General features: G+C 62.1%; 25 protein-coding genes. 11 read left to right on the forward strand and 14 right to left on the reverse strand.

Translation table 11 applies throughout. The annotated features are described in order from the left end of the window. Nucleotides 1-16 precede the first annotated feature (16 nt). From NKH93_RS06360 to NKH93_RS06390, 7 genes are all read left to right on the forward strand, one after another. A complete protein-coding gene (locus NKH93_RS06360; protein ID WP_352685689.1) occupies nucleotides 17-790 on the forward strand; it encodes an enoyl-CoA hydratase in 774 nt (257 codons plus the stop codon). 160 nt (nucleotides 791-950) lie between these two features. Then, nucleotides 951-1,217, forward strand: coding sequence for a 30S ribosomal protein S20 (gene rpsT / locus NKH93_RS06365; RefSeq protein WP_023676922.1), 267 nt, complete (start codon nucleotides 951-953; stop codon nucleotides 1,215-1,217). A 916-nt stretch (nucleotides 1,218-2,133) separates the two neighbouring features. After that, nucleotides 2,134-3,606 (forward strand): chromosomal replication initiator protein DnaA, encoded by a 1,473-nt coding sequence (dnaA, locus tag NKH93_RS06370; protein WP_023676921.1) that lies wholly within the window; start codon nucleotides 2,134-2,136, stop codon nucleotides 3,604-3,606. A 208-nt stretch (nucleotides 3,607-3,814) separates the two neighbouring features. Then, nucleotides 3,815-4,933, forward strand: a complete 1,119-nt coding sequence (gene dnaN, locus NKH93_RS06375) for a DNA polymerase III subunit beta (RefSeq protein WP_023676920.1) — start codon at nucleotides 3,815-3,817, stop codon at nucleotides 4,931-4,933. Nucleotides 4,934-4,959: 26 nt separating this feature from the next. After that, nucleotides 4,960-6,108: a DNA replication/repair protein RecF gene (recF, locus tag NKH93_RS06380; protein ID WP_352470079.1), complete on the forward strand. Its 1,149-nt coding sequence runs from the start codon at nucleotides 4,960-4,962 to the stop codon at nucleotides 6,106-6,108. Between the two features lie 76 nt (nucleotides 6,109-6,184). Next, nucleotides 6,185-6,946 (forward strand): molybdopterin-synthase adenylyltransferase MoeB, encoded by a 762-nt coding sequence (locus tag NKH93_RS06385; RefSeq protein WP_352470078.1) that lies wholly within the window; start codon nucleotides 6,185-6,187, stop codon nucleotides 6,944-6,946. After that, nucleotides 6,943-7,431 (forward strand): GNAT family N-acetyltransferase, encoded by a 489-nt coding sequence (locus NKH93_RS06390; RefSeq protein ID WP_352819237.1) that lies wholly within the window; start codon nucleotides 6,943-6,945, stop codon nucleotides 7,429-7,431. Before NKH93_RS06385 ends, NKH93_RS06390 begins: the two co-directional genes overlap by 4 nt. Before the next feature lie 64 nt (nucleotides 7,432-7,495). Here NKH93_RS06390 and NKH93_RS06395 read toward each other — a convergent pair whose 3' ends face one another. After that, on the reverse strand, nucleotides 7,496-8,497 hold the full coding sequence (locus NKH93_RS06395; protein WP_352470076.1) for a 2-hydroxyacid dehydrogenase: 1,002 nt from the start codon (nucleotides 8,495-8,497) through the stop codon (nucleotides 7,496-7,498). Between the two features lie 156 nt (nucleotides 8,498-8,653). Here NKH93_RS06395 and NKH93_RS06400 point away from each other — a divergent pair, with 156 nt between their 5' ends. Continuing rightward, entirely contained in the window at nucleotides 8,654-9,211 is a 558-nt protein-coding gene (locus NKH93_RS06400) for an SH3 domain-containing protein (RefSeq protein ID WP_352541270.1), read from the forward strand. An 80-nt stretch (nucleotides 9,212-9,291) separates the two neighbouring features. Here the strand turns inward: NKH93_RS06400 and NKH93_RS06405 are convergent, their stop codons facing one another. Together NKH93_RS06405 and irrA are read right to left on the reverse strand one after the other, a co-directional pair. Continuing rightward, complete coding sequence (locus tag NKH93_RS06405; RefSeq protein ID WP_352770784.1) at nucleotides 9,292-9,651, reverse strand: DUF4260 domain-containing protein; 360 nt, start codon at nucleotides 9,649-9,651, stop codon at nucleotides 9,292-9,294. A gap of 9 nt (nucleotides 9,652-9,660) precedes the next feature. Next, nucleotides 9,661-10,092, reverse strand: a complete 432-nt coding sequence (irrA, locus tag NKH93_RS06410; protein ID WP_352969655.1) for an iron response transcriptional regulator IrrA — start codon at nucleotides 10,090-10,092, stop codon at nucleotides 9,661-9,663. Nucleotides 10,093-10,331: 239 nt separating this feature from the next. On the opposite strand from irrA, the gene fabA reads away from it, so the two are divergent. The 3 genes from fabA (at nucleotide 10,332) to fabI (ending at nucleotide 13,019) form a co-directional block, all read left to right on the forward strand. Next, nucleotides 10,332-10,850, forward strand: a complete 519-nt coding sequence (fabA, locus tag NKH93_RS06415) for a 3-hydroxyacyl-[acyl-carrier-protein] dehydratase FabA (RefSeq protein WP_352470073.1) — start codon at nucleotides 10,332-10,334, stop codon at nucleotides 10,848-10,850. Between the two features lie 122 nt (nucleotides 10,851-10,972). Next, nucleotides 10,973-12,193: a beta-ketoacyl-ACP synthase I gene (fabB, locus tag NKH93_RS06420; RefSeq protein WP_352969656.1), complete on the forward strand. Its 1,221-nt coding sequence runs from the start codon at nucleotides 10,973-10,975 to the stop codon at nucleotides 12,191-12,193. Nucleotides 12,194-12,206: 13 nt separating this feature from the next. Beyond that, entirely contained in the window at nucleotides 12,207-13,019 is an 813-nt protein-coding gene (gene fabI, locus NKH93_RS06425; protein ID WP_352613887.1) for an enoyl-ACP reductase FabI, read from the forward strand. A 36-nt stretch (nucleotides 13,020-13,055) separates the two neighbouring features. Here fabI and NKH93_RS06430 read toward each other — a convergent pair whose 3' ends face one another. From NKH93_RS06430 to trmB, 11 genes are all read right to left on the reverse strand, one after another. Then, nucleotides 13,056-14,069, reverse strand: coding sequence for a class I SAM-dependent methyltransferase (locus tag NKH93_RS06430; RefSeq protein WP_352969657.1), 1,014 nt, complete (start codon nucleotides 14,067-14,069; stop codon nucleotides 13,056-13,058). Between the two features lie 89 nt (nucleotides 14,070-14,158). Next, nucleotides 14,159-16,306 (reverse strand): polyribonucleotide nucleotidyltransferase, encoded by a 2,148-nt coding sequence (gene pnp / locus NKH93_RS06435; RefSeq protein ID WP_023676908.1) that lies wholly within the window; start codon nucleotides 16,304-16,306, stop codon nucleotides 14,159-14,161. 406 nt (nucleotides 16,307-16,712) lie between these two features. Continuing rightward, a complete protein-coding gene (gene rpsO, locus NKH93_RS06440; RefSeq protein ID WP_280940423.1) occupies nucleotides 16,713-17,024 on the reverse strand; it encodes a 30S ribosomal protein S15 in 312 nt (103 codons plus the stop codon). Nucleotides 17,025-17,164: 140 nt separating this feature from the next. Then, nucleotides 17,165-18,259, reverse strand: a complete 1,095-nt coding sequence (gene corA, locus NKH93_RS06445; protein WP_352680483.1) for a magnesium/cobalt transporter CorA — start codon at nucleotides 18,257-18,259, stop codon at nucleotides 17,165-17,167. Nucleotides 18,260-18,404: 145 nt separating this feature from the next. Further along, nucleotides 18,405-19,358 carry a tRNA pseudouridine(55) synthase TruB gene (gene truB, locus NKH93_RS06450; protein ID WP_023676905.1) on the reverse strand — a complete coding sequence of 318 codons (954 nt, stop codon included), beginning with the start codon at nucleotides 19,356-19,358 and terminating at the stop codon, nucleotides 18,405-18,407. Further along, nucleotides 19,358-19,783: a 30S ribosome-binding factor RbfA gene (gene rbfA, locus NKH93_RS06455; protein WP_352969659.1), complete on the reverse strand. Its 426-nt coding sequence runs from the start codon at nucleotides 19,781-19,783 to the stop codon at nucleotides 19,358-19,360. The genes truB and rbfA overlap by 1 nt, the downstream gene beginning before the upstream one ends. Nucleotides 19,784-19,906: 123 nt before the next feature. After that, a complete protein-coding gene (infB, locus tag NKH93_RS06460; RefSeq protein WP_352969661.1) occupies nucleotides 19,907-22,474 on the reverse strand; it encodes a translation initiation factor IF-2 in 2,568 nt (855 codons plus the stop codon). Next, a complete protein-coding gene (locus NKH93_RS06465; RefSeq protein WP_352470189.1) occupies nucleotides 22,471-23,121 on the reverse strand; it encodes an RNA-binding protein in 651 nt (216 codons plus the stop codon). The genes infB and NKH93_RS06465 overlap by 4 nt, the downstream gene beginning before the upstream one ends. 38 nt (nucleotides 23,122-23,159) lie before the next feature. Beyond that, nucleotides 23,160-24,755, reverse strand: a complete 1,596-nt coding sequence (nusA, locus tag NKH93_RS06470) for a transcription termination factor NusA (protein ID WP_023676901.1) — start codon at nucleotides 24,753-24,755, stop codon at nucleotides 23,160-23,162. Between the two features lie 47 nt (nucleotides 24,756-24,802). Then, nucleotides 24,803-25,435 carry a ribosome maturation factor RimP gene (gene rimP, locus NKH93_RS06475; RefSeq protein WP_023676900.1) on the reverse strand — a complete coding sequence of 211 codons (633 nt, stop codon included), beginning with the start codon at nucleotides 25,433-25,435 and terminating at the stop codon, nucleotides 24,803-24,805. Nucleotides 25,436-25,921: 486 nt separating this feature from the next. Further along, nucleotides 25,922-26,623: a tRNA (guanine(46)-N(7))-methyltransferase TrmB gene (trmB, locus tag NKH93_RS06480; protein ID WP_352969663.1), complete on the reverse strand. Its 702-nt coding sequence runs from the start codon at nucleotides 26,621-26,623 to the stop codon at nucleotides 25,922-25,924. Nucleotides 26,624-26,631 lie beyond the last annotated feature (8 nt).

Raw genomic sequence — 26,631 nt, forward strand, 5'->3', positions numbered from 1 at the left:
CGAGGAGGAGCAAAGCATGGGCTATGAAACCATCATCGTCGAAACCCGCGGCAAGGTCGGGCTGATTACGCTGAACCGGCCGCAGGCGCTCAACGCGCTGAATTCACAAGTGCTGGCGGAACTGGTCGCGTCGGTGAATAGCATGGGCGCCAATGCCGACATCGGCGCCATGGTCATCACTGGTTCGGAAAAGGCTTTCGCGGCAGGTGCCGATATCAAGGAAATGCAGTCCATCTCCTATGTGGATGCCTATCTGCAGGATTTCTTCGTCGGCTGGGAAGAATTTACGCGGGCACGAAAGCCGATCATCGCGGCGGTGGCGGGCTATGCGCTGGGGGGCGGCTGCGAACTGGCGATGATGTGCGACTTCATCATCGCCGCCGACACTGCCAAGTTTGGCCAACCCGAGATCACGCTGGGCGTCATGCCCGGCATGGGCGGATCGCAGCGCCTGACCCGCTTTGTCGGCAAGTCGAAGGCGATGGATATGTGCCTGACGGGTCGAATGATGGACGCAGCCGAGGCCGAGCGTTCCGGCCTTGTCTCGCGCGTGGTGCCAGCCGGCGAGTTGATCGAGGAAGCGCTTAAGGCAGCGGCCAAGATCGCTGGTTTTTCCTTGCCGTCGGTGATGATGGCAAAGGAGGCCGTCAACCGCGCCTATGAGACGACGCTCACCGAGGGTCTGCGGTTCGAGCGCCGGCTGTTTCATTCGCTGTTTGCGCTGGATGACCAGAAGGAAGGCATGGCGGCCTTCAGCGGCAAGCGGAAGCCGAATTTCACGAACCGATGAGATGACGAAGGCGCCGGTCAAAAAGAAAGCGCTGCAGCGTTGACGCGCCGGAAAAGCTGAACTATAAGCCGCACCAACCGAGGCGGCCCTGTGGCTGCCCGTTTGTTTTTTGCGCCCTGCGGTATCCCGCAAGCGCCCACCAGATCAGAAGAGAGGCACCATGGCCAATACCTCCTCGGCCAAAAAGGCAACGCGCAAGATCGCCCGTCGCGCAGCGATCAACAAGAACCGCCGCTCCCGCGTCCGGACCTACATCCGCCAGGTCGAAGAGGCGCTCGCGGCCGGCGATAAGGCGGCCGCACAGGCTGCCTTCAAGGTGGCCGAGCCGGAATTGATGCGCGCCGCGACCAAGGGCGTGGTGCACAAGAACACGGCATCGCGCAAGGTGTCGCGGCTGGCCCAACGGGTCAAGGTGCTGTCGGCCTAATATATCTTTTCCTGAACTGCGCTTCTTCAAACCCGGCCAATCGCGCCGGGTTTTTTTCGTTTGCCGGCAAGTACTTAAAAGAAAGCCCGCAAAATGGCGCTCCGCGTGCATTTCAAAGTTCGAAATGCTTTGCCGGCGTATACATACCCGCTGATATTCGCAGCCTTCGAAACTGCCAATGCGAAAATTTCCGAGCGTCACAGATTACTGTTTTTTTTCAGAGGTTTACCGATGGTGATCCACAGCTTGTTCACATCGGCTGCGGTCGATAGGCGGCAATTGGCTGTCAAGCGAATTATTTCAGAAAATTTCGCATTTGTGTGGCCTTTTTCACATTCGCCGGAAAAGGGTTTGAATCACAATGGCTTTGTCAAAATCAACTGTTGCGGCATGGCGTTCGAAACGTGCCTTCCTAGTCAGATTCCTTAAAAATCCGTTAGGGGTGGCCTTGCCCTATCCACAGCGATTTCGGTAATGTCTGTCCATCGAAGGGACGGGCCCTTGGCCCTTGACCAGCCTGAAACCGGCCAGCTCAAATTGGCAGAGTTTACACCGCGGATTTAACTCCGCGGACGGGGTTGGTTTGTCTTTTCGATACGGTAGGGGACTGGCGTAATTGTACATGGCAGGTCGACGGTGCGCCGGCGGTTTTTCGCCGGACGGCATTTTGTTGCCCTGACATGACCAAAGCGGATCGGCTCTTCGGCGCCGGACCGACAACGAGGCGATTCATCAGCCGGCGGCGGCGATGGTGTCGCAGCGAAGACACGGTCGCCGGAAACATGGATGCAGGAGGCGCATCCCCGGCGGAAAACAGGTACAAGAGACAAGGAACTCGATCATGCAGAGCGGCGGCATCGAAAGGGAGCTTACAGGCGACCTCCCATTTCCTGGAACGTTAATCGGAAGGAACGACATGGCGGCTTCCAATGAAGCTGAACAGAAGTTCGATCGGGTCAAGGCCCAGTTGAAGGCGCGACTGGGAACCGAGGTCTATTCGAGCTGGTTCGGGCGCATGAAGGTCGCTGAATCCTCTAAGGGCATTGTCCGCATCTCAGTGCCAACCGCATTCCTGCGTTCATGGATCAACGGCCACTATCTCGATCTCATCACCGAGTTGTGGAAGCACGAGGATCCGGAGATCCTCAAGATCGAGATCGTGGTTCGCACCGCCACACGGCAGGGCCGCAACAGCGTCGAGCCAGAAGTGGCCCCGGCGCGCAAGATGACCAGGCAGACGCAAACCGCGCTCTCTGCGGGCACGGCGAGCCCCAGCAGGGTCGAACGGGTCCCGGTACCCCGCCCGGGGATGCCGGCAGAAACCGAGTTCCGGCACAATGTTCTCGGTTCGCCACTCGATCCACGCTACACTTTCACCTCCTTCATCGAAGGACCATCGAACCGAGTGGCTTTTGCCGCCGCCAAGGCGGTCGCGGAATCGCAGTCGAGCGCGGTGCGTTTCAATCCGCTCTTTCTGCACGCGACGGTCGGGCTGGGCAAAACGCACCTGTTGCAGGCGATCGCCGCAGAATCGCTGAAGCAGAATCCGAAATCGCGGGTCGTCTATCTGACGGCTGAGTATTTCATGTGGCGGTTCGCCACCGCGATCCGCGACAACAACGCACTGACGCTGAAAGAACAGCTGCGCGACATCGACCTCCTCATCATCGACGACATGCAGTTCCTGCAGGGCAAGTCGATCCAGCACGAATTCTGCCATTTGATCAACATGCTGCTCGACAGCGCCAAGCAAGTGGTGGTCGCTGCCGACCGGCCGCCGTCGGAATTGGAGTCGCTGGAGCCACGCGTCCGCTCGCGCCTCAACGGCGGCGTCGCGCTGGAAATGTCAGCCCCGGATTTCGCCATGCGTATCGGTATGCTCAAGCTCAGGCTTGCCACCGCCAAGCTCGACGATGCGTCGCTCGATATTTCCGAAGAGATCCTCAACCACGTCGCCCGCACGGTGACCGGCAGCGGACGCGAGCTCGAAGGTGCCTTCAACCAGCTTTTGTTTCGCCAATCCTTCGAACCGCAGATCACCATCGACCGCATCGACGAGATCCTTGGCCACATCTATCGTTCGGGCGAACCCAAGCGGGTGCGTATCGAGGACATCCAGCGCATCGTCGCGCGCCACTACAACGTGTCGAAGACCGAACTTCTGTCCAACCGGCGCACACGCACCATCGTCAAGCCACGGCAGGTCGCCATGTATCTGTCGAAGGTGATGACGCCGCGCTCGCTGCCGGAGATCGGGCGGCGGTTCGGCGGTCGTGACCATACGACCGTGCTGCATGCGGTGCGCAAGATCGAGGATCTTTCCGGTGCCGACAACACACTGGCGCAGGAACTCGAATTGCTGAGAAGGCTGATCAACGACCAGGCCTGACGGCCCGAAAAACGCCGGCTCGCGGACTCCGGCCTTTTTATCCCCTTTATCCCCGGAAAGCCCGTGCAGCCGGTCCGAACCGGTGGCGCGGGCTTGCGTTTGCCGGGTTTTTCCTGTCAGTTTACGCAGATTCTGAGCCTGTTCAGACCTTTCGCGGGGCGCCGCTTGCCGGAGACCCGTTCATTCATTCAAGCGAGCCTGTTTTGTCATGCGTGTTATCCTGGAACGGTCAAATCTCCTGAAGTCGCTCAACCATGTTCACCGCGTGGTCGAGCGGCGCAATACCATTCCGATCCTGTCGAACGTGCTGCTCAGCGCCGAGGGGGCCAGCCTTGAAATGAAGGCGACCGACCTCGACCTGGAGGTGACCGAAGCAACGCCGGCAAAGGTCGAACGTGGCGGGGCGACGACGGTCCCGGCACATCTGCTCTACGACATCGTGCGCAAGCTTGCCGACGGCGCGGAGGTGGCGCTGAAGACCGACGAAGACGGCAACGCCATGACGGTGACGTCGGGGCGCTCGAGCTTCCGCCTGCAATGCCTGCCGCAGTCCGACTTTCCCGAGCTTTCAGCCGGGTCGTTCTCGCATATTTTCCGGCTCGATTCCGTCGGACTAAAGGGCCTCATCGAAAAGACCCAGTTTGCCATCTCGACCGAGGAGACGCGCTATTATCTGAACGGCATTTATCTGCACACGCACGAGGCCGGCGGCAAGCTGAAGCTGCGCTCTGTCGCGACCGACGGCCACCGGCTGGCGCGCGCCGAGATCGATGCGCCGGCAGGCTCTGAGGGCATGCCTGGCGTCATAATCCCGCGAAAGACGGTCAGCGAGCTGCAAAAGCTGGTCGACGATCCCGATGTTGCAGTCACCACCGAGTTGTCCGACACCAAGATCCGTTTCACCATCGGCAGCGTTATCTTGACCTCCAAGCTGATCGACGGCACTTTCCCGGACTACCAGCGCGTCATTCCGACCGGCAACGACAAGAAGCTGATTATCGATCGCCAGAGTTTCGCCGCTGCCGTCGATCGCGTTTCGACCATTTCGTCCGAACGCGGCCGGGCGGTGAAGCTTTCGATCGCCGAAGGGCAGGTCACGCTTGCGGTCAACAACCCGGATTCGGGCAGTGCCACCGAGGAACTGGCGGCCGACTATTCGTCCGATCCGATTGAAATCGGCTTCAACGCCAAATACCTGCTCGACGTTGCCGCGCAACTGACCGGCACGGAGGCGAAGTTCATGCTGGCGGATGCCGGTTCCCCGACACTGATCCACGATATGGCCGACGAGACCGCGCTCTACGTGCTGATGCCGATGCGGGTGTAGGGCCCGAACGGGGCCATCTTGCTGTCGTGACCAGATCTGCAAAACCGCAGCAGACGTACATAAGTAAGCTCATACTTACGAATTTCCGCAACTATGCGGCGTTGGCAATCGACCTTGATCCCGGCGCTGTCGTTTTCTCCGGCGACAATGGCGCCGGCAAGACCAATCTGCTTGAAGCGATCTCGCTGCTCACGCCGGGCCGCGGCCTGCGCCGCGCACCCTATTCCGAGGTGGCGCGCGAAGGCGGCGACGGTGGCTTTGCGCTGCATGCCCGGCTTGACGGGCCGGAAGGCCAGGTCGAGATCGGTACCGGAATATCGGGCAGCGACGGCGAAGCCGGCCGGCGGGTGCGGATCAACGGCGCGACGGCACGCTCAGCCGAAGACATGCTGGAATGGCTGCGCGTGGTCTGGCTGACACCGGCCATGGACGGCCTGTTCCCCGGGCCGGCTGCCGACCGCCGGCGCTTCCTAGACCGGCTGGTGCTGGCGATCGATCCTGGCCACGGCCAGCGCGCGCTTGACTACGAAAAGGCAATGCGCGGCCGCAACAGACTGCTCGCCGACGGTTCACGCGACGGTGCCTGGTTCGATGCGATCGAGATGCAAATGGCCGAGACCGGCGTGGCGATTGCCGCGGCGCGTGCCGAACTGGTGCGCCTGCTCGCCGCCATGATCGACCGGCTGCCCGGCGACGGACCGTTTCCGCAAGCCGACATCGGCATCTCTGGCGAACTGGAAGGCGAACTCGGTATTTTGCCGGCCGTCGACGTAGAGGAACGGTTCCGTCGTGCGCTTGCCCAGGGGCGCGACCGCGACCGCACCGCCGGACGCACGCTCGACGGCCCGCACCGTTCCGACCTCGTGGTGCGCCACCGGCCCAAGGCGATGCCGGCCGAGCTCTGTTCGACCGGCGAGCAGAAGGCGCTGCTGGTCGGCATTGTCTTGTCGCATGCGCGGCTAACCGGTGAGATGTCGGGCATGACACCGATCCTGCTGCTCGACGAGATCGCCGCCCATCTCGACGGCGGTCGACGGGCGGCCTTGTTCTCGATCCTGGAGGAACTAAACTGCCAGGCCTTCATGACCGGGACCGATGCCGCGTTGTTTGACAGCCTCAAGGGACGCGCGCAATTCCTGACCGTCGATCACGGCACGGTCAGGCCGACCATTTGAACTTGGTTCATGGCGCACTTCTGAGCGGCATGCATTGATACCTGACAAGCTTTTTCCTCCGCTATATGGTCCGGCGATGATCACAGCCGCCCTCACCGATGAAGAGCTCGAACGCTACGCCCGCCACATCGTGCTGCCCGAGATCGGCGGCGCCGGCCAGCAGCGGCTGAAGCGGGCGCGGGTGCTCGTCATTGGCGCCGGCGGATTGGGAGCGCCTGTGCTCGAATATCTCGCCGCCGCAGGGATTGGCACTCTCGGTATCGTCGACGACGACATCGTTTCGCTTTCCAACCTGCAACGACAAGTGATCCACGGCACGGACATGGTCGGCATGGCAAAAACCGACAGTGCCAGAGCGGCGATCATCCGCATCAATCCAAACGTCGTCGTGGAAGAGCACAATTTCAGGCTGACCGTCGACAACGCCCCTACCCTCATTGCCCGTTATGACATCGTCGTTGACGGCTCCGACAATTTCGAGACACGCTACGCGGTGGCCGACGCCTGCGCCGCGGAAAGCCGGCCGCTCGTGCATGCCGCCGTTGGCCGCTTCGACGGCTCGGTCACCGTACTGAAGCCATTCGAAACCGGCCCGGACGGCAAGTTGAACCCAAGCTACCGCGATCTCTTTCCCGAGGCGCCGCCGCCGGGACTTGTGCCATCCTGCGCGGTGGCCGGCATTGTCGGCGCGCTGACCGGGGTCATCGGCACGCTGCAAGCCATGGAAGCGATCAAGCTGATCACCGGGATTGGCGAGCCGCTGGTCGGACGACTGCTGCTCTACGATGCGCTGGCGGCACGCTTCGACACGATCCGCTACAAGCGAACCAGCCCATGAGCCTGCCTGCCGACGTTTCCATCGTGCAGCTTGCGGCCGATTTCGACCGTTGGGACGAGGTGCTGGCGCTGGTCATGCGCGCCTTCGCCTTTATGGACGAGGTTGTTGACCCGCCGTCCTCGGCGCATCGGCTCACCGTTGAAAATCTCAGGGCTAGAGCGCTGGAGGAGACAGCATTCCTGGCACTGAAGGGAAACGAGATCGTCGGTTGCGTCTTCGTCCTGAAGCGCGCAGACGACCTCTATATTGGAAAGCTCGCGGTCGAGCCGACGCTTCAGGGACAAGGCGTCGGAAAACAGCTGATGCAGGCCGTCGAAGATCTTGCCCGCAGCCGCAACAGGACCGCCATCGAGCTCCAGACCCGGGTCGAACTGACTGGAAACCACGCTGCCTTCGCCCGCCTCGGCTTTCGCGAAACCGAACGGACAGCACACAAAGGTTACGACCGGCCGACCTCAATCACCATGCGCAAGGTGCTTTTGTAAGCAAACGCTATCCAAAAGCGAGCAGGCAGCTGCCGCGACCAGAATTCGCTGCCACGATGGCCGGTCACGCCCGCAGCGGCAGCACGCGGTCGGGCGGGCGATGACCGTCGAAGAAGGCGCGGATGTTGATGATTACCTTCTCGCCCATGTCGATACGGCCTTCGAGCGTCGCCGAGCCCATATGCGGCAACAGCACGACCTTGCCTTTGTGGGCGAGTTTCAGCAGCTTGCTGTTCAGCGCCGGCTCGTGCTCGTAGACGTCGAGGCCGGCGCCGGCGATCTTGCCGTCATGGATGAGCTTGACCAGCGATTCCTCATCGATGATATCGCCGCGCGCGGTGTTGACTATGTAAGCTGACGGTTGCAGAAGCGCCAGCCGCCGCGCCGAAAGCAGGTGGAAGGTTGCCGGTGTCGATGGACAATTGACCGAGATAATGTCCATGCGGGCGAGCATCTGGTCAAGGCTTTCCCAATACGTGGCTTCCAACTCGTCCTCGATTGCCGGCAGTACGCGGTGGCGGTTGTGGTAGTGGATCGAGAGGCCAAACGCCTTGGCACGCCTGGCGACGGCGGTGCCGATGCGACCCATGCCGACAATGCCGAGCCGTTTGCCCCAAATGCGCCGGCCGAGCATCCAGGTCGGCGACCAGCCCGCCCATTTCTTATCGCCGGTCAGCACGTTGGCGCCTTCGGCCAGCCGCCGCGGTACGGCCAGCATCAGCGCCATGGTCATGTCGGCCGTATCTTCGGTCAGCACGTTCGGCGTGTTGGTCACGGTGATGCCTTTCTTGGCCGCTGCCGCAACGTCGATCTTGTCTACCCCATTGCCGAAATTGGCGATCAGCTTGAGGTTGTCGCCGGCCTGGGCAATCAGCGCCGCGTCGATATTATCGGTGACGGTCGGCACCAGCACGTCGGCCTCCTTGACCGCAGCCACCAGTTCCGGCTGCGTCATCGGCCTGTCCTCCACATTCAAGCGGGCGTCGAACAACTCGCGCATGCGGGTCTCGACCGGGTCGGGCAATTTGCGCGTGATGACGACGAGGGGCTTCTTTTTGCCTGCCATTGTTTTCCTCGAACCCGATCTCGTTGAGACCTCTTTAACCAAGAACGGCGAAACTGAGTGCCGATCGCGGTACCGGTCATTCATGTAACAAGCGGTTCCGCCGAAGACAAAGAAAAAGGGGCGAAGGCCGATGGGCCGGCGCCGAAAGGAACGAAAGTGTCTGGTTTCGCGTCGCTCCGCCTGACCCTCAGTGCAGCATTCCTCGGCGCTCTCATCCATAGCCCACTGGTGATGGCGCAAAGTGCCGCCGCACCCGCCCAGAGCATCACGCTCGGACCAAGCGGCTTGCCACTGCCGCGCTTCGTCAGCCTGAAATCCGGCCGCGTCAACTCGCGCGTTGGGCCGGGCGTCAATTATTCCGTCGACTGGATGTATATGAAGCCCGGCCTGCCGATGGAGATCATCCAGGAGTTCGATACGTGGCGCCGTGTGCGTGATGCCGACGGCTCGGAAGGCTGGATCAATCAGTCGCTGCTTTCGGGCCGTCGCACGGCGATCGTCGCCCCCTGGCAGCGCGGCAAGGACGCTCGCGTCAACCTCCTTGACGACCCGGCAAAAGACGCAGGCGTCATCGCGATCCTCGAACCGGGGGTGATGGGCACGATCAAGTCCTGCGATGGCCAGTGGTGCGAAATGACCTTCGACGGCCATACCGGCTGGCTCGCGCAGTCGCTGGTCTGGGGTGCCTATCCCGGCGAAAAGGTCAAGAACTGACTTTCCGAACCGCAGGTCGGGCCAGCGCTGCAAGCACCGGATCCGGCATTTGTTTCGCTGGTCTTCGGTTCGGGGATGGTTTAGCGGCCGATGCGGCCGAGATGGGTATCCTGGAAACTGCTTGACAGCTTCAAACCATAGCCCAGAGCGCGGTCGATGGCGATGTGGGCGATCCAGATCAGCGCGACAGCTACCGCCATTGCATTGTCAAAGACGCTGCCGACAAGCGCCAGCAGAACGGGGAAGATCAGTATGTGCAAGGCGTTGTAGGCGACGGCCCCGACGCGCGGCCCGGCGATGTAACCCAGCATCGACAGGTCGGGCGCCAGAATGAGCACGGCAAACAGCCACCAGGAAACACCGGCGATTGCATAGAAGATAAGAGCCGCCACCGCGACGGCGACCCATTCGAGCCGGAGCGTCAAATCCAGGAATTTCATAAGTGCCGGTCAGTCGCAGCGTTTCGGACGCAGTCTCACCACGATATCGACATTGGCGATCTCCATGCCCTCCGGCGGCTCCGGCAGGTTGGAAACCGTCACCGGGCCGCTGTCAATATCGAAGATCCTGTTTTCGCCCTCGATATAGAAATGATGGTGATCGGAGGTGTTGGTGTCGAAATAAGTCTTCGCCCCCTCGACGGCAAGGATGCGCAGAAGACCGGCCTGGGTAAACTGGTGCAGAGCATTGTAGACGGTGGCCAGAGACACCGGCACGCCGGCGGCAAGCGCCTCCTCGTGCAGTTCCTCGGCCGAAAGATGGCGGTCGCCCTTGGCGAAAAGCAGATCGGCCAGCGCGATGCGCTGGCGTGTCGGCCTCAGACCGGCCTCACGAACCCGCTTGTCCACAGCGACATTATCCTTCCGGCAACCCAGATCCATCTATCCGTCGCGCTCACAGTTCCGCCTCAGACGGTCCAAAATGGCAGAAATTGAGCATCTGCCGAAACTGGACGTGTCCTGACATATATTCTGTCGACCGAATGCGATCAATAGCGCGCATTGACCCGGGCAGACGGGCAGGTTAAGCGCAAACGCCGGTTTCCGGCCTGAAACAGATTGTGTTAGGAAACCACCGACAAGGGCGCCTTTCGCCCGGGACGATCACGGGGACGAGATTGATGGCGGATCCGAAATCCAGCTACGGTTACGAGGAATTGCTTGCCTGCGCCCGCGGCGAGCTGTTCGGACCGGGAAATGCGCAGCTGCCCTATCCGCCGATGCTGATGTTCGACCGCATCACCGAGATCAGCGAGACCGGCGGTGCGTTCGACAAGGGTTTCATCCGCGCGGAATTCGACATCAAGCCGGATTTGTGGTTTTTCGCCTGCCATTTCATCGGTAATCCGATCATGCCGGGATGCCTGGGCCTGGACGCCATGTGGCAGTTGACGGGGTTCTATCTCGGATGGCTCGGTGAACCCGGCAAGGGGATGGCGCTGTCGACCGGTGAGGTGAGGTTCAAAGGCATGGTCACGCCTTCGGTCAAGAAGGTGGAGTATGGCGTCGACTTCAAGCGCGTGATGCGCGGTCGGCTTGTGCTGGGCATCGCCGATGGCTGGCTGAAGGCAGATGGCGAGCCCATATACGCGGCAACGGATCTGAAGGTCGGTCTGTCCAAGCAATCGGCCGCCGTCTGAACGAAGACCCTACAGTACGACGTCTTGGACGTCTGATGAACGCTGTAGCACTTTAATTTTGCGCATGGTTCCATTCCGGAAATTGATTTCAGGTTCGGGGTCGGCGCTGGAAGGAGTTGCGAATGAGACGGGTCGTAGTCACAGGTCTCGGCATCGTGTCGTCGATAGGCAACAATGCCAACGAGGTGCAGACCTCGCTGCACGATGCCAGATCCGGCATCAGCTTCTCCGACTCTTTCGCCGAGCATGGCTTCCGTTGCCGGGTGTGGGGTGCGCCGACGCTGGACCCATCGGGCATGATCGACCGTCGCGCCATGCGCTTCCTGTCGCAGGGTGCTGCCTGGAACCATGTCGCAATGGACCAGGCGATCGCAGACGCCGGCCTCGACGAGGCCGACATCACCAATGAGCGCACCGGTATCGTGATGGGCTCCGGCGGACCGTCGACCCGTGCAATCGTCGAGGCGGCCGAGACCACGATTAAAAACGGCAGCCCCAAGCGGATCGGGCCGTTCGCGGTGCCAAAAGCGATGTCGTCGACCGCGTCGGCGACGCTTGCCACCTGGTTCAAGATCCACGGCGTCAACTATTCGATCTCATCGGCCTGCTCGACGTCTGCGCATTGCATCGGCAATGGCTACGAGCTGATTCAGTGGGGCAAGCAGGACATCGTCTTCGCCGGCGGCCATGAGGATCTCGACTGGACGATGTCGGATCTCTTCGATGCCATGGGCGCCATGTCGTCCAAGTTCAACGACAGGGCGTCGGTCGCCTCACGCGCCTACGACGTCGATCGCGACGGTTTCGTCATTGCCGGCGGCGCCGGCGTGCTGATTCTTGAAGAGCTCGAGCATGCCAAGGCACGCGGCGCCAAGATCTATGCCGAGATCGTCGGCTATGGCGCGACATCGGACGGCTACGACATGGTGGCGCCGTCGGGCGAAGGCGCGGCGCGCTGCATGAAGCAGGCGCTCGCAACGGTGTCCTCGCCGGTCGACTACATCAATACGCACGGCACCTCGACGCCGGTCGGCGACTCCAAGGAAATGGGCGCCATCCGCGAGGTGTTCGGCGAGAAGATGCCTTTCATCACGTCGACCAAATCGTTAACCGGCCATTCTCTGGGCGCCGCCGGCGTGCAGGAATCGATCTACTCGATCCTGATGATGCAAGGCGGCTTCATCGGCGAGAGCGCCCACATTGAGAACCTCGATCCGGAATTCGAGGGCATGCCGATCGTGCGCAAGTGCATCGACGATGCAAGGATCGACACCGTTTTGTCCAATTCGTTCGGTTTCGGTGGCACCAACGCAACGCTGATTTTCCAGCGCTATTCCGCATAAGGATTTGCCGACCATGGACGGATTGATGAAGGGCAAGCGCGGGCTTGTCATGGGTGTTGCCAACGATCATTCGATCGCCTGGGGTATCGCCCGCAAACTGTCCGAACATGGTGCGGACCTCGCCTTCACCTATCAGGGCGAGGCCTTCGGGCGCCGGGTCAAGCCGCTCGCCGAGAAATTGGGCGCATCCCTGGTGGTGCCTTGCGACGTCGAGGACAGCGTGTCGGTCGCCGCGACTTTCGAGACTTTGGGGAAGGCGTGGGGCGGGCTGGATTTCGTCGTCCATGCCATCGGCTTTTCCGACAAGAACGAGCTGAAAGGCCTCTACGCCGACACGAGCCGCGACAACTTCATCCGCACCATGGTGATCTCCTGCTACTCCTTCACCGAGATCGCCCGTCACGCCGCCACATTGATGAAGGATAGCGGTTCGATGGTCACGCTGACCTATGCCGGTTCGGTCCGTGTCATGCCGAACTACAACGTTATGGGTGTCGCCAAGGCGGGGCTGGAGGCCAGCGTCCGCTATCTCGCCAACGACTACGGCCCGCGCGGCATCAGGGTGAACGGCATATCGGCGGGACCGGTACGGACGCTTGCGGGCGCCGGGATTTCCGACGCACGCCACATGTTCTCCTACCAGCAGCGCAACTCGCCGCTACGCCGTACAGTGACGATCGATGAAGTCGGCGGCTCCGCGCTCTATTTGCTGTCCGACCTGTCCTCCGGCGTCACCGGCGAAATCCATTATGTCGATTCCGGCTATCACATCGTTTCCATGCCGACGCTTGACGAATTGAAGCAGACCGACGGCGGGCGGGAATAGCGCGAGCGACGTATCGCCGGCTTGCCCCGCAGGATTTCAGCGTCGCGCCGATAAGACCTTGAACATGCCGTCGCGGGCGAGCTCCGCATGGCTGGAGAAGGCGGCCGCCAGCACCGGTTCGTAGGGAAGCTGGCGGTTTGCCACCATGAACAGCCGGCCGCCGGGCTTCAGCGCCTTGCCTGCCGCGCGGATCATGCCGGCACCGATTTCCGGCTCAGTCGCCCGGCTGCGGTGAAAGGGCGGGTTCATGACGACCACGTCGTAGCGGCGCTCGACCGGTTCGCTCAACAGATCTATCCAGAAGAAACGTGGCTCCACGCCTGTGTTGCCGACATTGGCCTTGGCCGCCTCCAGCGCCTCGAAATCCGCTTCGTAAAGGTCAAGCGCCGATATGCCGGGTGAGCGGGCGGCGACTTCGGCGGCGACATAGCCCCAACCGGCACAGAAGTCCGCAACGCTGCCACGCAGATCGTTGGGCAGATTTTCGACTAGCAGCTTCGATCCGGCATCGATCTTGTCGAAGGAAAACATGCCTGGGGCCGTGCGGAAGCGGTCCTCGACCACCAAGTCCGGATTGGCGGCGCGAAGCGTTGCCGCGGCAACGGTATCGGCCGGCCGGCGAAACCAGAAGGCAATGCCGTGATGCTTCGGCAGGTGGCCTTCGAGCGGCACAAGGGCGCCGACATGCTTGCGCAGGCTGGCGATTCCATCGTCCTTGCTGCCGGCGACGACGATCAACCCGCCTGGTGCTGCGCGTTCGACCGCTTCGGCAACGCGCAACTCGTTTTGGCCGCGATGGCGGCCAGCGAGCACAAATGCCGCGTCGAAAGCCTCGCCTTCGACCTGCGGCGTGACCGCGAAGCCAGACGCCTGCAAGGCGCGAAAGTGCGGCCTGAAGCCTTGGACAAGATGAAGCTTGGCATCAAAACTTTCCGGCAAGCGAAAGCCGGGCTCGGCACCGAGAAAGAGTATGCGTTCATCCTTTCGTGGCAGGGAGACAGCACCGGCCCCGAACGGATGGAAAAGCGTTTTCAGCGGCTCGGCGGACATTCACCACTCTTGAACTGCAAGGCTGTTGTTGAAACGCAAACGGGCGCGACCTTCCGGCGCGCCCGCTTCGATTGCATAGTTAGATCAGCTTAGGCGGCGTTTTCTTCGCCTTCGCTCTTCTTGTCGCGCACGATTTCCTTGCCGGTGGCCTGGTCGACGACCTTCATCGACAGGCGGACCTTGCCGCGCTCGTCGAAGCCCATCAGCTTGACCCAGACCTTGTCGCCTTCCTTGACCACATCGGAGGTCTTGGCGACGCGGTCATTGGCGAGTTGCGAGATGTGGACGAGGCCGTCACGCGGACCGAAGAAATTGACGAAAGCGCCGAAGTCGGCGGTCTTGACGACCGTGCCTTCGTAGATTTCACCGACTTCCGGCTCGGCGACGATGGTGTGTATCCACTTCTTCGCCGCCTCGATCTCCTTGGCATTGGCCGAGGCGATCTTGACGGTGCCGTCGTCCTCGATGTTGATCTTGGCGCCGGTCTTTTCGACGATCTCGCGGATGACCTTGCCGCCCGAGCCGATCACGTCGCGGATCTTGTCGGTCGGGATGTGCATGACCTCGATGCGCGGCGCGAACTCGCCGAGCTCGGCACGTGCGCCGGACAGAGCGTGGGCCATTTCGCCGAGAATGTACTGACGGCCATCCTTGGCCTGGTCGAGGGCGATCTTCATGATCTCCTCGGTGATGCCCTCGATCTTGATGTCCATCTGCAGCGAGGTGATGCCGTAGGCGGTGCCGGCAACCTTGAAGTCCATGTCGCCGAGGTGGTCCTCGTCGCCAAGGATGTCGGAGAGCACGGCGAAGCGCTCGCCTTCCTTGATCAGGCCCATCGCAATGCCGGCGACCGGCTTGGCAAGCGGCACGCCGGCATCCATCAGAGCCAGCGAGGTGCCGCAGACGGTAGCCATCGACGACGACCCGTTGGACTCGGTGATCTCCGAAACGACGCGCAACGTATAGGGGAACTGGTCGGCGGTCGGAAGCATCGGCCGGATGGCGCGCCAGGCGAGCTTGCCATGGCCGATTTCGCGGCGGCCCGGCGAACCCATGCGGCCGGTTTCACCGACCGAATAGGGAGGGAAGTTGTAGTGCAGGAGGAACTTCTCCTTGTACATGCCGGTCAACGAATCGACATACTGCTCGTCCTCGCCGGTGCCGAGCGTGGCGACGACCAGCGCCTGGGTCTCGCCGCGAGTGAACAGCGCCGAGCCGTGCGTGCGCGGCAGGACGCCGACTTCCGAGACGATCTTGCGGACCGTCTTCAGGTCGCGGCCGTCGATGCGCGAGCCGGTGTCGAGGATGTTCCAGCGCACGACCTTGGCCTGGAGCTCCTTGAACACGGTGCCGATCTGTTCGGACGTGTATTTGGCCTCTTCGCCTTCTGCCGGCGCGAACGCGGCCTTGACCTTGGCCTTGACGGCGTCGACGGCGGCATAGCGCTTCTGCTTGTCGGTGATCTTGTAGGCATCGCGAAGCTCGCCTTCGACGATCTTGAGCATCTCGGCTTCAAGTGCGGAATAGTCCGGCGCGTTGAAGTCGCGCGGGTCCTTTGCCGCGACTTCAGCCAGCTTGATGATCGCGTCGATCACCGGCTGGAAGCCCCTGTGGCCGAACATGACGGCGCCGAGCATAAGGTCCTCGCCGAGTTCCTTGGCTTCGGACTCGACCATCAGCACGGCGTCGGCGGTGCCGGCGACGACCAGGTCGAGCTTCGATTCCTGCATCTCGTCGACGTGCGGGTTGAGCACATATTCGCCGTTGATGTAGCCGACACGGGCGCCGCCAACCGGGCCCATGAACGGCACGCCGGACAAGGTCAGGGCGGCGGAGGTGGCGACGATCGACAGGATGTCCGGGTCATTTTCGAGATCGTGCTGGACGACGGTGACGACGATCTGGGTGTCGTTCTTGTAGCCTTCGGCGAAGAGCGGGCGGATCGGGCGGTCGATCAGGCGGGAAACCAGCGTTTCCTTCTCGCTCGGACGGCCTTCACGCTTGAAATAGCCACCCGGGATCTTGCCGGCGGCGTAAGTCTTCTCCTGGTAGTTGACCGTCAGCGGGAAGAAATCGAGGCCGGGTTTCGGCTCCTTCATCGAGACGACGGTGGCGAGAACCTTGGTTTCGCCGTAGGTGGCCAGCACCGCGCCATCAGCCTGACGCGCGATCTTGCCGGTTTCGAGAATGAGCGGACGGCCGCCCCATTCGATTTCCACTTTGTGGTAATTGAACATGTCTTGTCCTTCGTATGCGGAAAGGGCCGCGCCGTCTTAGCGTGCGCGGATGCCCCTTTCCCTTGGCTTCCTTTCTCGGGCAGCCACGGGCAAGACAACGGGAAGCTCGGCTATTCGGCGCATTTGCCGCACGAGCGTCCTGCAATCCTGCCCCATGACCGTCCATGGGCGGTTTCGAGCGGCCCTCTGCTGTTCGAAACCGGGTTGGCCAATCGATCCGAGTGGCCTTGCGCGTGAACCCGAAAACCAGGTTTTCGGAAAATATCCTGCGCAAATCTAAACTTCAGAGCGTCCTTTGCGCATCCAAACCGATGCGCGGCGCTCTACTTCCTTCATGGAGCCTTGGATGACCCGATGCTCCAATGCGCGACCGGCGGGCTCTCGAAAGAACCCGCCGGTCAATTCGTCAACGGCGCAGACCGAGCTTCTCGATCAGCGTCTGATAGCGCGCGTCGTCCTTGCGCTTGAGATAATCAAGCAGGCTGCGGCGCTGGGAAACGAGAGCGAGCAGACCACGGCGGGAATGGTTATCCTTCTTGTGGTCCTTGAAATGGTCGGTCAGGTTCTTGATGCGCTCCGAAAGGATGGCCACCTGGACTTCCGGAGACCCGGTATCGCCCTTGGCGGTTGCGAATTCGCCCATCAATTCCTTCTTGCGTTCGGCAGTAATCGACATCGTGTTTTTCCTTGTCTGTTTGAGGAAACGGGACGCCCTCAGCCGGGATGTCGTCCAGCAGGGGCCGGTGCAAGCAACGCGTCAAAGCGCGAAGCTGCGGCGCATATAGTGCAATTCCGACAAAAAGGCCAGCCTAATTCACAAGCCGGCTTTTTGCTGCATAAACGGGCACTTCCGCCTAGTCAGAGCCATTTCTTCCATTTGAAGTACGCAAAGAGCCCGACCGCAACAAGCGCCATGAAGACGAGCGACAGGGGATAGCCGTAATAGGCCTTCAGCTCCGGCATGTTCCAGGGCGAGGTGTCGGGGTCGAAATTCATGCCCCATACGCCGACGAGAAAGGTAAGCGGCATGAAGATCACCGAGACGATCGTCAGATAGCTGATGACGTCGTTGGTGCGCGCCTGGCTGAGCGACAAGTGCATCTCGATCAGGCCGGTCAGCATGTCGCGCTGGGTTTCGACCAGTTCGATCAATCGCAGCGAATGATCGAGCGTGTCGTTCAGAAATATCTTGGTTTCGGCCTTCACATAAGAGACGTCATTGCGGATCATGGTCGCCAGCGCGTCGCGCATCGGCCAAAGCACGCCCTTCAGCACATTGGCATCGCGCCGCAATTCGTGAAGCTGCCGCATCTGATGCTTGTGCGCCTGGTTCAGCATCTGGTCCTCAATGCTGTCGACCAATTCGCCGGCAGCCTCGATTGGCGGGAAATAGCTGTCGACGATGGCGTCGATCAAAGCATAGGCGAGATAGTCGGCGCCGCGCGAGCGCAAGCGGTTGGGCACCGAGCTTGCGATCCGCTTGCGCACGGGATCGAACGGGTCGCCTTCGCGTTCCTGGAAGGTGACGACGAAGTTCCTGCCGAAGAAGACGGCGATCTGTTCGTAGCGATGCGCGGTGACATCGTCGATCATCCTGACGACGACAAAGGCATGGTCCTCGAAGAAATCCACCTTCGGCCGCTGGCCGGTGTTGACGACATCTTCCAGCGCCAACGGATGCAGGTTGAAGATCCGGCCGATCTCCTCGATCAGCTGGATGTTGGCGAGGCCTGTGCAATCGAGCCAGATAACCGGCCAATTGTGGCAATGGGTGTTGACGTCGTCGATGCTGGCATTGTCGATGGTCTTGAACTTTTCGGGCGAGATCAATGTCAGCCTGAGCTCGGAACGGCGTGCCGCCGGGTCGGCGATCAGCGTGCCGGGCGAGGCCCCGACCGGCGGCCTCCGTGTTTTGAGCGCCGCTCGTTTGTTGACCGTGTCAGCCTTTGCCATGTGCCCCCTCGAGTGCAGCGTCGAACGGCACTACAGCGCAGTGCATCCTTTCGGACGGCAAACGACGCCGTAGGCCTGTTGATTTAGCGCATGATCCTTTCCCAAAATAGAATCCGGTTGGAGATCATGCGCCGAGAGACAGCTGTTACCCGATAAAGACCCGCTTTGGCTTGAACATGCCTTGCTCGATGGCGCCGATGGCGACCAGCTTGCCGCGCGCGGTGGCGCAGGCCTCCTCCGCTTCTACCGGCGCGTCACGGCCGCGAATGATGACCGGATTGCCGAGGCGGATTTTGGTTGCCGCATCATCGCTGATCGCGACCTGCGGCAGGCATTCGAGCGCGGCGGCGGTGTCGACCAGAAGTGCATCGATGGCACCGAAGTCGATCGGGGCGTCTGCTGCTTGCGGCTCGCCCTGCTCGCCGAAGCGGGCGGCTTCCAGCTCGGCCAGGGTAACGAAATCTTCCTGCGTGAACGGCTCGACCTCGACCCGCCGCAGCTCGGCGATGTGACCAAAGCAGCCAAGGTCGCGGCCCATGTCGCGCGCCAGCGAGCGGACATAGGTGCCCTTGCCGCATTCGACCTCGAAGATGGTGCGATCGGCCATGTGCTCGACCAGATCGAGCCGGCCGATCTCGACCTCGCGTGCCGGAATGTCGATCGTCTCGCCATCGCGGGCAAGGTCGTAGGCGCGCTCGCCGGCGATCTTGATCGCCGAAAATTGCGGCGGCGTCTGCATGATGACGCCGGTATATTTCGAAAGCAGCGCCCGTACGTCGGCTTCCGCCGGACGGCGGTCCGAGCTTTTGGTCGCCGGGCCTTCGAGGTCGTCGGTCGAACGCTCCTCGCCCCAGGCAACCGTGAAGCGGTAGACCTTGGCGCCGTCCTGGACGTATGGCACGGTCTTGGTCGCTTCGCCGAGCGCGATCGGCAGCATGCCGGACGCCAGCGGGTCGAGCGTGCCGGCATGGCCGGCCTTTTCCGCCTGGAACAGCCATTTGATCTTGGAGACGGCTTCAGTCGAGCCCATGCCGACCGGCTTGTCCAGTACCAGCCAGCCCGAGATCGGCCGGCCCTTCTTCTTGCCGCGACGCGCCACTATTCGCTGTCCTTCCGGTCGTCTTTGTCTTTGTCGTCGGCGCTGAGATCGCGCGCCACTTCGGGCGAGTGCAGCAACTCGTTTATCTTCTGGAAATTGTCGTAGCTGGTGTCGAGCCGGAAGCGGAATTCCGGCATGTACTTCATCTGGCGCAGCGCGCCGGAGACGCGGCCGCGCACGAACTTCGCATGCTTGTTGAGCGCCTCGATCACCGCCCCGGCATCCTTGGCGCCGAGCGGCGAAACGAAGGCGGTGGCGATCTTGAGATCGGGCGACATGCGCACTTCCGAGACCGAAACCACCGTGTTCTCGATCAGCGGATCGAGGATCTCGCCGCGCTGCAAGGTTTCCGACAGAGCATGGCGCACCTGCTCGCCTACGCGAAGCATGCGCTGGGATGGGCCTGATGTGATTGAACGGGACATTTTTCTCTATCCTGAAATCGTGGGGCGCGGGATAGGACCGCACCACATGTCTCATATGGTTTGGGCGGCGGTCTTTCGACCACCGCCCGGTCTCGATGGATGCCCGAACTCGAACGTTCGAGCTCAGAGCGTCCTGGTCACCATCTCGACGCGGAAGCACTCGATGACGTCACCGACGCGCATGTCCTCGTAGTTCTGGAAGGCCATGCCGCATTCCTGGCCGCCCGGAACTTCCGAAACCTCGTCCTTGAAGCGCTTCAGGGTCTTCAGCGTGCCTTCGTGGATGACGACGTTGTCGCGGATCAGGCGCACGCCCGCACCACGCTCGACCTTGCCTTCGGTGACACGGCAGCCGGCGATCTTGCCGACCTTGGTGATGTCGAAGATCTCGAGGATCTCGGCATTGCCGATGAAGGTCTCGCGACGCTCCGGCGAGAGCAGGCCGGAGAGCGCCGCTTTCACATCATCGACCAGATTGTAGATGATCGAATAGTAGCGGATCTCGATGCCTGCCGCAGCCGCGGCTGCGCGGGCCTGCGCATTGGCGCGAACGTTGAAGCCGATGATCGCAGCCCCCGAAGTTTCCGCCAGCGACACGTCGCTTTCGGTAATGCCGCCAGCCCCCGCATGGACGATGCGGGCGCGCACCTCGTCGGTGCCGAGATTGTCGAGCGCCGCGTTGATCGCCTCGATCGAGCCCTGCACGTCGCCCTTGATGACCAGCGGGAATTCCTTCAATCCGCTGGTCTGCAACTGCGACATCATCTGTTCAAGCGAGCCGCGCTGGCCGGCATGCCTGGCCACAGCCTTCTCACGCGCCAGACGCTGGCGATATTCGGTGATCTCGCGGGCGCGGGCTTCGTTGTTGACAACGGCGAAGCGGTCGCCGGCCAGCGGCGTACCTTGCAGACCGAGGACTTCCACCGGCATTGCCGGCGGCGCTTCCTTGACCTGCTCGCCGCGATCATTGACGAGCGCGCGTACCCGGCCCCATTCGTTGCCGGCGACGAGAATGTCGCCCGGCATCAACGTGCCGGTCTGCACCAGCACGGTAGCGACTGGGCCGCGGCCCTTGTCGAGCTGGGCTTCGATGACCACGCCTTCCGCGGTGCGGTCCGGATTGGCCTTCAGGTCGAGGATTTCGGCCTGCAGCAGGATCGCTTCGAGCAACTTGTCGAGATTGATGCCCTTGGTCGCCGACACCTCGACATCCAGCACCTCGCCGCCCATCGATTCGACGAACACCTCGTGGCGCAGCAGTTCCGAACGCACCTTCTGCGGGTCGGCGTCATGCTTGTCGATCTTGTTGATCGCCACAATGATCGGAACGCCGGCCGCCTTGGCATGATTGATCGATTCGATCGTCTGCGGCATGACGCTGTCGTCGGCTGCCACCACCAGGATGGCGATATCGGTCGCCTGGGCACCGCGGGCACGCATCGCCGTGAAGGCGGCGTGGCCGGGCGTGTCGATGAAGGTAACCTTGTGAGCGTTCTTCTCGACCTGATAGGCGCCGATATGCTGGGTAATGCCGCCGGCCTCGCCGGAGACGACGTTGGCATTGCGGATGGCATCGAGCAACGAGGTCTTGCCGTGATCGACATGACCCATGATCGTTACCACCGGCGGACGCGGCTGCAGGTCCTCGGGACGATCGGCGATGTTGAACAAGCCCTCTTCGATGTCGGACTCGGCGACGCGGCGGACCGTGTGGCCAAATTCGGTGGCGACGAGTTCGGCCGTGTCGGCGTCGATGACGTCACCAGGCTTCAGGATCTGGCCCTGCTTCATGAAGAACTTGACCACGTCGACAGCGCGCTCGGACATGCGCTGCGCCAGCTCCTGGATGGTGATGGTTTCGGGCAGGATCACTTCACGCATGACTTTCTCGCGTGGCTCGTTATGCAACGCGCGCTTGAATTTCTCCTGACGGCGGCGCATCGACGAGAGCGAGCGGGCGCGCGCATCCTCGTCGGAAAGCGCCGAATTCAGCGTCAGCTTGCCGCGGCGGCGGTCCTCCTCGCCCTTGGTCGGTTTGGCCGGACGCGCCACTTCCGGCGTGACCAGACGGCGCACTGGTGCGCCGGCACCGGTCCGCTTCGGTTTGACCTCTTCCTCGTCATCGACTGTTGCCAGTTCGGCGGCGAGCGGCGCACGGCGGCGCGCCTCTTCCTCGGCACGGCGGCGGGATTCGGCCTCGGCTTGCCGCCGTGCCTCTTCCTCGGCCTGACGGCGAGCCGATTCCTCCCGCTCGCGGCGGCGGCGCTCTTCGTCCTCGCTGCGGCGCTTGGCTTCCTCGATGGCGCGCTGGCGATCCTCGACATCGCGGACCTTCGAGCCCTCGAGAGCCCGGCGGCGTGCTTCCATTTCCTGGCGCGACAACTCGTTCAGCACCATGCCGCCGCGTTCGACCGGCGGCGGAGGGGGAGGCGCCTTGGGAGCTTCCTGCACGGCGGGCGCTGCCGCGACCGGCTTCGGCGTGAAGACGGACACAGGCGCTGCCGCCGGCTCCGGCTTGTCGCCGGGCAGCGAGAACTTGCGCTTCTTGGTCTCGACGACCACCGACTTGGTGCGGCCGTGCGAGAAGTTCTGGCGCACCGTGCCCTGTTCCATGCCGGGGCGCTTCAGCGTCAAGGTCTTCTTCGGCGTAACACTCAGCGTCTTGTCGTCGCCCGATTTCGTATCGCTCATTCCATATCCTCTGCGGCATCATCTTCGTCAGCAACGGCCGCAAGCATTGCCAGATCGTCCGGGGAACCGCCCCGATATCGGTCGAGCGCAACCATGCGCTTCTGGACCGCCCTGCCCGCGTCTCCCGCGAGAACGGCAGCATGTATCACATTTGTACCCCCCAATGCCAAGCTCAACTCGGCCTCGGAGAAAAGTTTGTAAGCGCGGATCGCAGGCCCGCCAAGGTGGACGGTTGCCCGTCGCGCCTGGCTTATCTTGCGGACGCCATCGTCGGAAGCCTCGGTCGCGTGGAGCACGAAAAGTGCAAGTCCGCCGCGCACGGCGCTCTCGACCTTGGTCGCTCCGAGCGCCATAGCGCCCGCCTTGCGGGCCAGGCCAAGCATGCCCAGAGCGGACCTGGAAAGCAGCGCGTCCACCATGCCGCCAAGATCGGCCGGCACGCTCACCTGCGCCTTAAAAGCACGGGCAAACAGGTTTTTGGCCGCTGCCTTCTCTATATGTAGGCGGTCGGCCGTCACCCAGCAACCGCGGCCGGGCAGGTTTCTCTTGATGTCCGGAACGACGGCCGAATCCGGGCCGACGACGAAACGGATCAGTTCATCCGGTTCGGCTTGACTGCGGGTGACGATGCAGGTGCGATCGTTCATCTCGTCCAAGGGCGGGTTCGGTGCGATGCGGTTTCACCTCACGCACCGACGGTTTCGTCAGCCGGCACGCCCTCGGCGGCAAGCTCGTCTTCGGTGATCCAGCCAGCCTTCAGGCGAGCGGCCAGGACCATCTGCTCGGCATCGGCGCGTGATACGCCGTGGTTGGCGAGCACACCCGGGAATACCTTCGTCTCGCCGTCCTTGCGTTCCTTCCAACCGGTCAGGTCGTCGGCGGCGTAGCCGGCGAAATCCTCGATCGTCTTCACGCCGTCCTCGCCGAGCGTCACCATCATGGCGGTGGTGATGCCGGGGATCTCGCGCAGCTCGTCCTTGACGCCGAGCGCCTTGCGCTTCTCGTCATGCTCGGCTTCGATCTTCTCCAGATATTCGCGGGCGCGGGTCTGGATTTCCGAAGCCGTGTCCTCGTCGAAGCCGTCGATCGACGCGATTTCGCCGGAGTCGACATACGCGACCTCCTCGACGCTGGTGAAGCCTTCGGAAGCGAGCACCTGGCCGACCATCTCGTCGACGTCGAGGGCTTCCATGAACAGCGACGACCGTTCGACGAATTCCTTCTGGCGGCGTTCGCTCTCTTCCTGCTCGGTCAGGATGTCGATATCCCAGCCGGTGAGCTGCGAGGCAAGACGGACGTTCTGGCCGCGGCGGCCGATGGCCAGCGACAGCTGATCGTCGGGAACGACGACCTCGATGCGCTCGGCATCCTCGTCGAGCACGACCTTGGCGACTTCCGCCGGCTGCAATGCATTGACAATGAAGGACGCCGCCGAAGGCGACCAAGGAATGATGTCGATCTTCTCGCCCTGCAATTCACCGACGACCGCCTGGACGCGGCTGCCGCGCATGCCGACGCAGGCGCCGACCGGATCGATGGAGCTGTCGCGCGAGATGACAGCGATCTTGGCGCGCGAACCCGGATCGCGGGCGACCGACTTGATCTCGATGATGCCGTCGTAGATTTCCGGCACTTCCATGGTGAACAGCTTCGCCATGAACTGCGGATGGGTGCGCGACAGGAAGATCTGCGGGCCGCGCTGTTCGCGGCGCACGTCATAGACATAGGCGCGGACGCGATCGCCATATTTGTAGTTTTCGCGCGGAATCAGCTCGTCGCGGCGGATGATCGCCTCGCCGCGGCCGAGATCGACGATGACGTTGCCGTATTCGACGCGCTTGACGGTACCGTTGACGATCTCGCCGATACGGTCCTTGTATTCGTCGTATTGCCGGTCCCGCTCGGCCTCGCGCACCTTCTGCACGATGACCTGCTTGGCCGACTGGGCGGCGATGCGGCCAAAATCCATCGGCGGTAGCTGTTCGGCAATGAAATCGCCGAGCTGGGCGTCCGGATTGCGCTCGCGCGCCGAGGAAATGGCAATCTGTGTCGCGTAGTCATCGACCTTCTCGACCACTTCCATCAGCCGCTGCAGCTTCATCTCGCCGGTGTTGGCATTGATGTCGGCGCGGATATTGGTTTCCTGGCCGTAGCGCGAGCGCGCGGCCTTCTGGATCGCATCGGCCATGGCGGCGATGACGATCGACTTGTCGATCGACTTTTCACGCGCGACCGCATCGGCGATCTGCAGCAGTTCAAGCCTGTTGGCGCTTACAACCATCTTCTTTCTCCCGAGCTTGTTGCCGACCTCTACGGCCGGCAGCCCAATCACATTTCCTGTTCGGTTTCGTCTTCCGCACCCTCTGGTGCGTCTTCGGGTTCGCCGCGGCGTTTCCTGGCTTCCTTGCGCGCCCGATTGTCCTTCGACAGCGCATCGCGGATAAGGTCGTCGGTCAGAATCAGCCGCGCTTCGGCAATCGCATCGTAGGGAACACGTACCGTCGGCTCCTCGCCGTAAGCGGCCTTGTCACGCTCGATCAGCACACCGTCCGCGTCGCTTTCGGCGATCTTGCCCTTGAAGCGCTTACGGTCGGCGACGAGAACCGACGTTTCCATCTTCACCAGATGGCCGGTCCAGGCTGCAAAGTCCGATTTGCGGACCAGCGGCCGGTCGATGCCCGGCGACGACACTTCGAGATGATAAGCCTTCTCGATCGGATCATCGACATCGAGCGCCGGCGATACCGCCCGGCTGACCTCTTCACAATCCTCGACCGTCATGGTGCCGTCCTCGCGCTCGGCCATGATCTGCAGCGTCAGCCCGTTCTGGCCCGACAAGTGCACACGTACCAAGCGGAAGCCAATGGCGCGCAGTACCGGCTGAACGATCAGCGCGATGCGCGCATCGATGCCGCTTTCGCGGATGATGCGGTCGTCGCCTTCGCTTGCCGTCACTGTCATTCGGTCCCGTCACTCGATTTCTGTCGGTCGGCAGGTAATAAAAAAGAGCGGGACCGGGTGGACCCACTCTTCGTCATACCGACCAAGAATTTGAAGCTGATATAGACGATCGTGGTCCTCGTTTCAAGCCCGTCCTGCATGACGGCAAGGCTCCGAGTCCGCAGCGCTGCTCCAAATGCATGGCGCCCATGCAGTGATCACCGTTTGAGCACCGGCCACGCACGACTATCTACGTTGCATTGCACAATTGGAGCGCTCACTGCGCTCGAAAGGGGATTTTTTTCAGCCATAGGCGATGTCTTTAGCGTGTTCGGCAGCGCCGTAGCCGCGTCGCGGGCTGTGGAAAGCGGTCGCAAGCCGCGTGCGCATGATCTGCGCAATCCCGGCATGGAGCCGGCAGCCTTCGACAAGATCCGTCGCTTCTGAGCCAAGTGAGCGCCGAGAGCCTTCGGCCGGCTCGCCTTGTGCTCAGCTCTAATTTCCCGCTTATTTCCGCACGAAGGTGAGATAGGCGGGCCGTCGGCCTTCGCGAATGGCCTTGGCCTCATAGCGCGTCCCCGGCCAGCCATCATAGGGCCGGTGCCAGTCGGCTGCTTCGCTTGCCTGCCACGTGAAGGCGTCGTGCGCCCGGCAATGCAGGAGCGTCCAGTTCACATAGCTATCGATATCGGACGCAAAGTGGAACTTTCCGCCGTGCTTCAGGACGCGCGCGAAGCGGTTGAGATTGACCGGGCTGACGAAGCGCCGCTTCCAGTGCTTCTTCTTCGGCCACGGATCCGGATAGAGAAGGTCAATGCCGTCAAGCGAAGCCTGCGGCAGCCAGTCCAGCAGACGTGTGGCGTCGTCGTCGTAGACGCGCAGATTGGCAAGCGGCCGCTCCCGGACCGCCATCATCATCTTGGCCATGCCGTTGACGAAAGGCTCGACGCCGATAAAGCCGGTCGCCTGGCTGGCCGTAGCACGGTGCAGAAGATGTTCGCCGCCGCCAAAACCGATTTCGAGCTGGACAGCCGAAACTTCGGCTTCGAAAAGGCTGCGCAAGTCGGCCGGCGGTTCAACCGTCAGATCGAGCTTGTAGGCGGCGAAGCCGCTCTCCAGCGCCGCTGCCTGTTGTGGTCGAATGGTCTTGCCGCGCCGGCGACCGAAAAAGGCCTCGGTCGCACGGCTTGGCCGGTCCTTCGGATCCATAGGCGCCG

Source organism: Mesorhizobium sp. M0954 (assembly GCF_040319155.1).
GTDB lineage: Bacteria > Pseudomonadota > Alphaproteobacteria > Rhizobiales > Rhizobiaceae > Mesorhizobium.

Bases quoted from the DNA above. Each gene is read 5' to 3' on its own strand.
- fabI (WP_352613887.1), top strand. From the start codon at position 12,207: ATGGACGGATTGATGAAGGGCAAGCGCGGGCTTGTCATGGGTGTTGCC.
- fabB (WP_352969656.1), top strand. From the start codon at position 10,973: ATGAGACGGGTCGTAGTCACAGGTCTCGGCATCGTGTCGTCGATAGGC.
- NKH93_RS06465 (WP_352470189.1), bottom strand. From the start codon at position 23,121: ATGAACGATCGCACCTGCATCGTCACCCGCAGTCAAGCCGAACCGGAT.
- dnaA (WP_023676921.1), top strand. From the start codon at position 2,134: ATGGCGGCTTCCAATGAAGCTGAACAGAAGTTCGATCGGGTCAAGGCC.
- NKH93_RS06405 (WP_352770784.1), bottom strand. From the start codon at position 9,651: ATGAAATTCCTGGATTTGACGCTCCGGCTCGAATGGGTCGCCGTCGCG.
- NKH93_RS06430 (WP_352969657.1), bottom strand. From the start codon at position 14,069: ATGTCCGCCGAGCCGCTGAAAACGCTTTTCCATCCGTTCGGGGCCGGT.
- dnaN (WP_023676920.1), top strand. From the start codon at position 3,815: ATGCGTGTTATCCTGGAACGGTCAAATCTCCTGAAGTCGCTCAACCAT.
- NKH93_RS06395 (WP_352470076.1), bottom strand. From the start codon at position 8,497: ATGGCAGGCAAAAAGAAGCCCCTCGTCGTCATCACGCGCAAATTGCCC.
- rpsT (WP_023676922.1), top strand. From the start codon at position 951: ATGGCCAATACCTCCTCGGCCAAAAAGGCAACGCGCAAGATCGCCCGT.
- rimP (WP_023676900.1), bottom strand. From the start codon at position 25,435: ATGACAGTGACGGCAAGCGAAGGCGACGACCGCATCATCCGCGAAAGC.
- nusA (WP_023676901.1), bottom strand. From the start codon at position 24,755: ATGGTTGTAAGCGCCAACAGGCTTGAACTGCTGCAGATCGCCGATGCG.
- NKH93_RS06385 (WP_352470078.1), top strand. From the start codon at position 6,185: ATGATCACAGCCGCCCTCACCGATGAAGAGCTCGAACGCTACGCCCGC.
- corA (WP_352680483.1), bottom strand. From the start codon at position 18,259: ATGGCAAAGGCTGACACGGTCAACAAACGAGCGGCGCTCAAAACACGG.
- trmB (WP_352969663.1), bottom strand. From the start codon at position 26,623: ATGGATCCGAAGGACCGGCCAAGCCGTGCGACCGAGGCCTTTTTCGGT.
- NKH93_RS06360 (WP_352685689.1), top strand. From the start codon at position 17: ATGGGCTATGAAACCATCATCGTCGAAACCCGCGGCAAGGTCGGGCTG.
- NKH93_RS06390 (WP_352819237.1), top strand. From the start codon at position 6,943: ATGAGCCTGCCTGCCGACGTTTCCATCGTGCAGCTTGCGGCCGATTTC.
- pnp (WP_023676908.1), bottom strand. From the start codon at position 16,306: ATGTTCAATTACCACAAAGTGGAAATCGAATGGGGCGGCCGTCCGCTC.
- infB (WP_352969661.1), bottom strand. From the start codon at position 22,474: ATGAGCGATACGAAATCGGGCGACGACAAGACGCTGAGTGTTACGCCG.
- rbfA (WP_352969659.1), bottom strand. From the start codon at position 19,783: ATGTCCCGTTCAATCACATCAGGCCCATCCCAGCGCATGCTTCGCGTA.
- fabA (WP_352470073.1), top strand. From the start codon at position 10,332: ATGGCGGATCCGAAATCCAGCTACGGTTACGAGGAATTGCTTGCCTGC.
- irrA (WP_352969655.1), bottom strand. From the start codon at position 10,092: ATGGATCTGGGTTGCCGGAAGGATAATGTCGCTGTGGACAAGCGGGTT.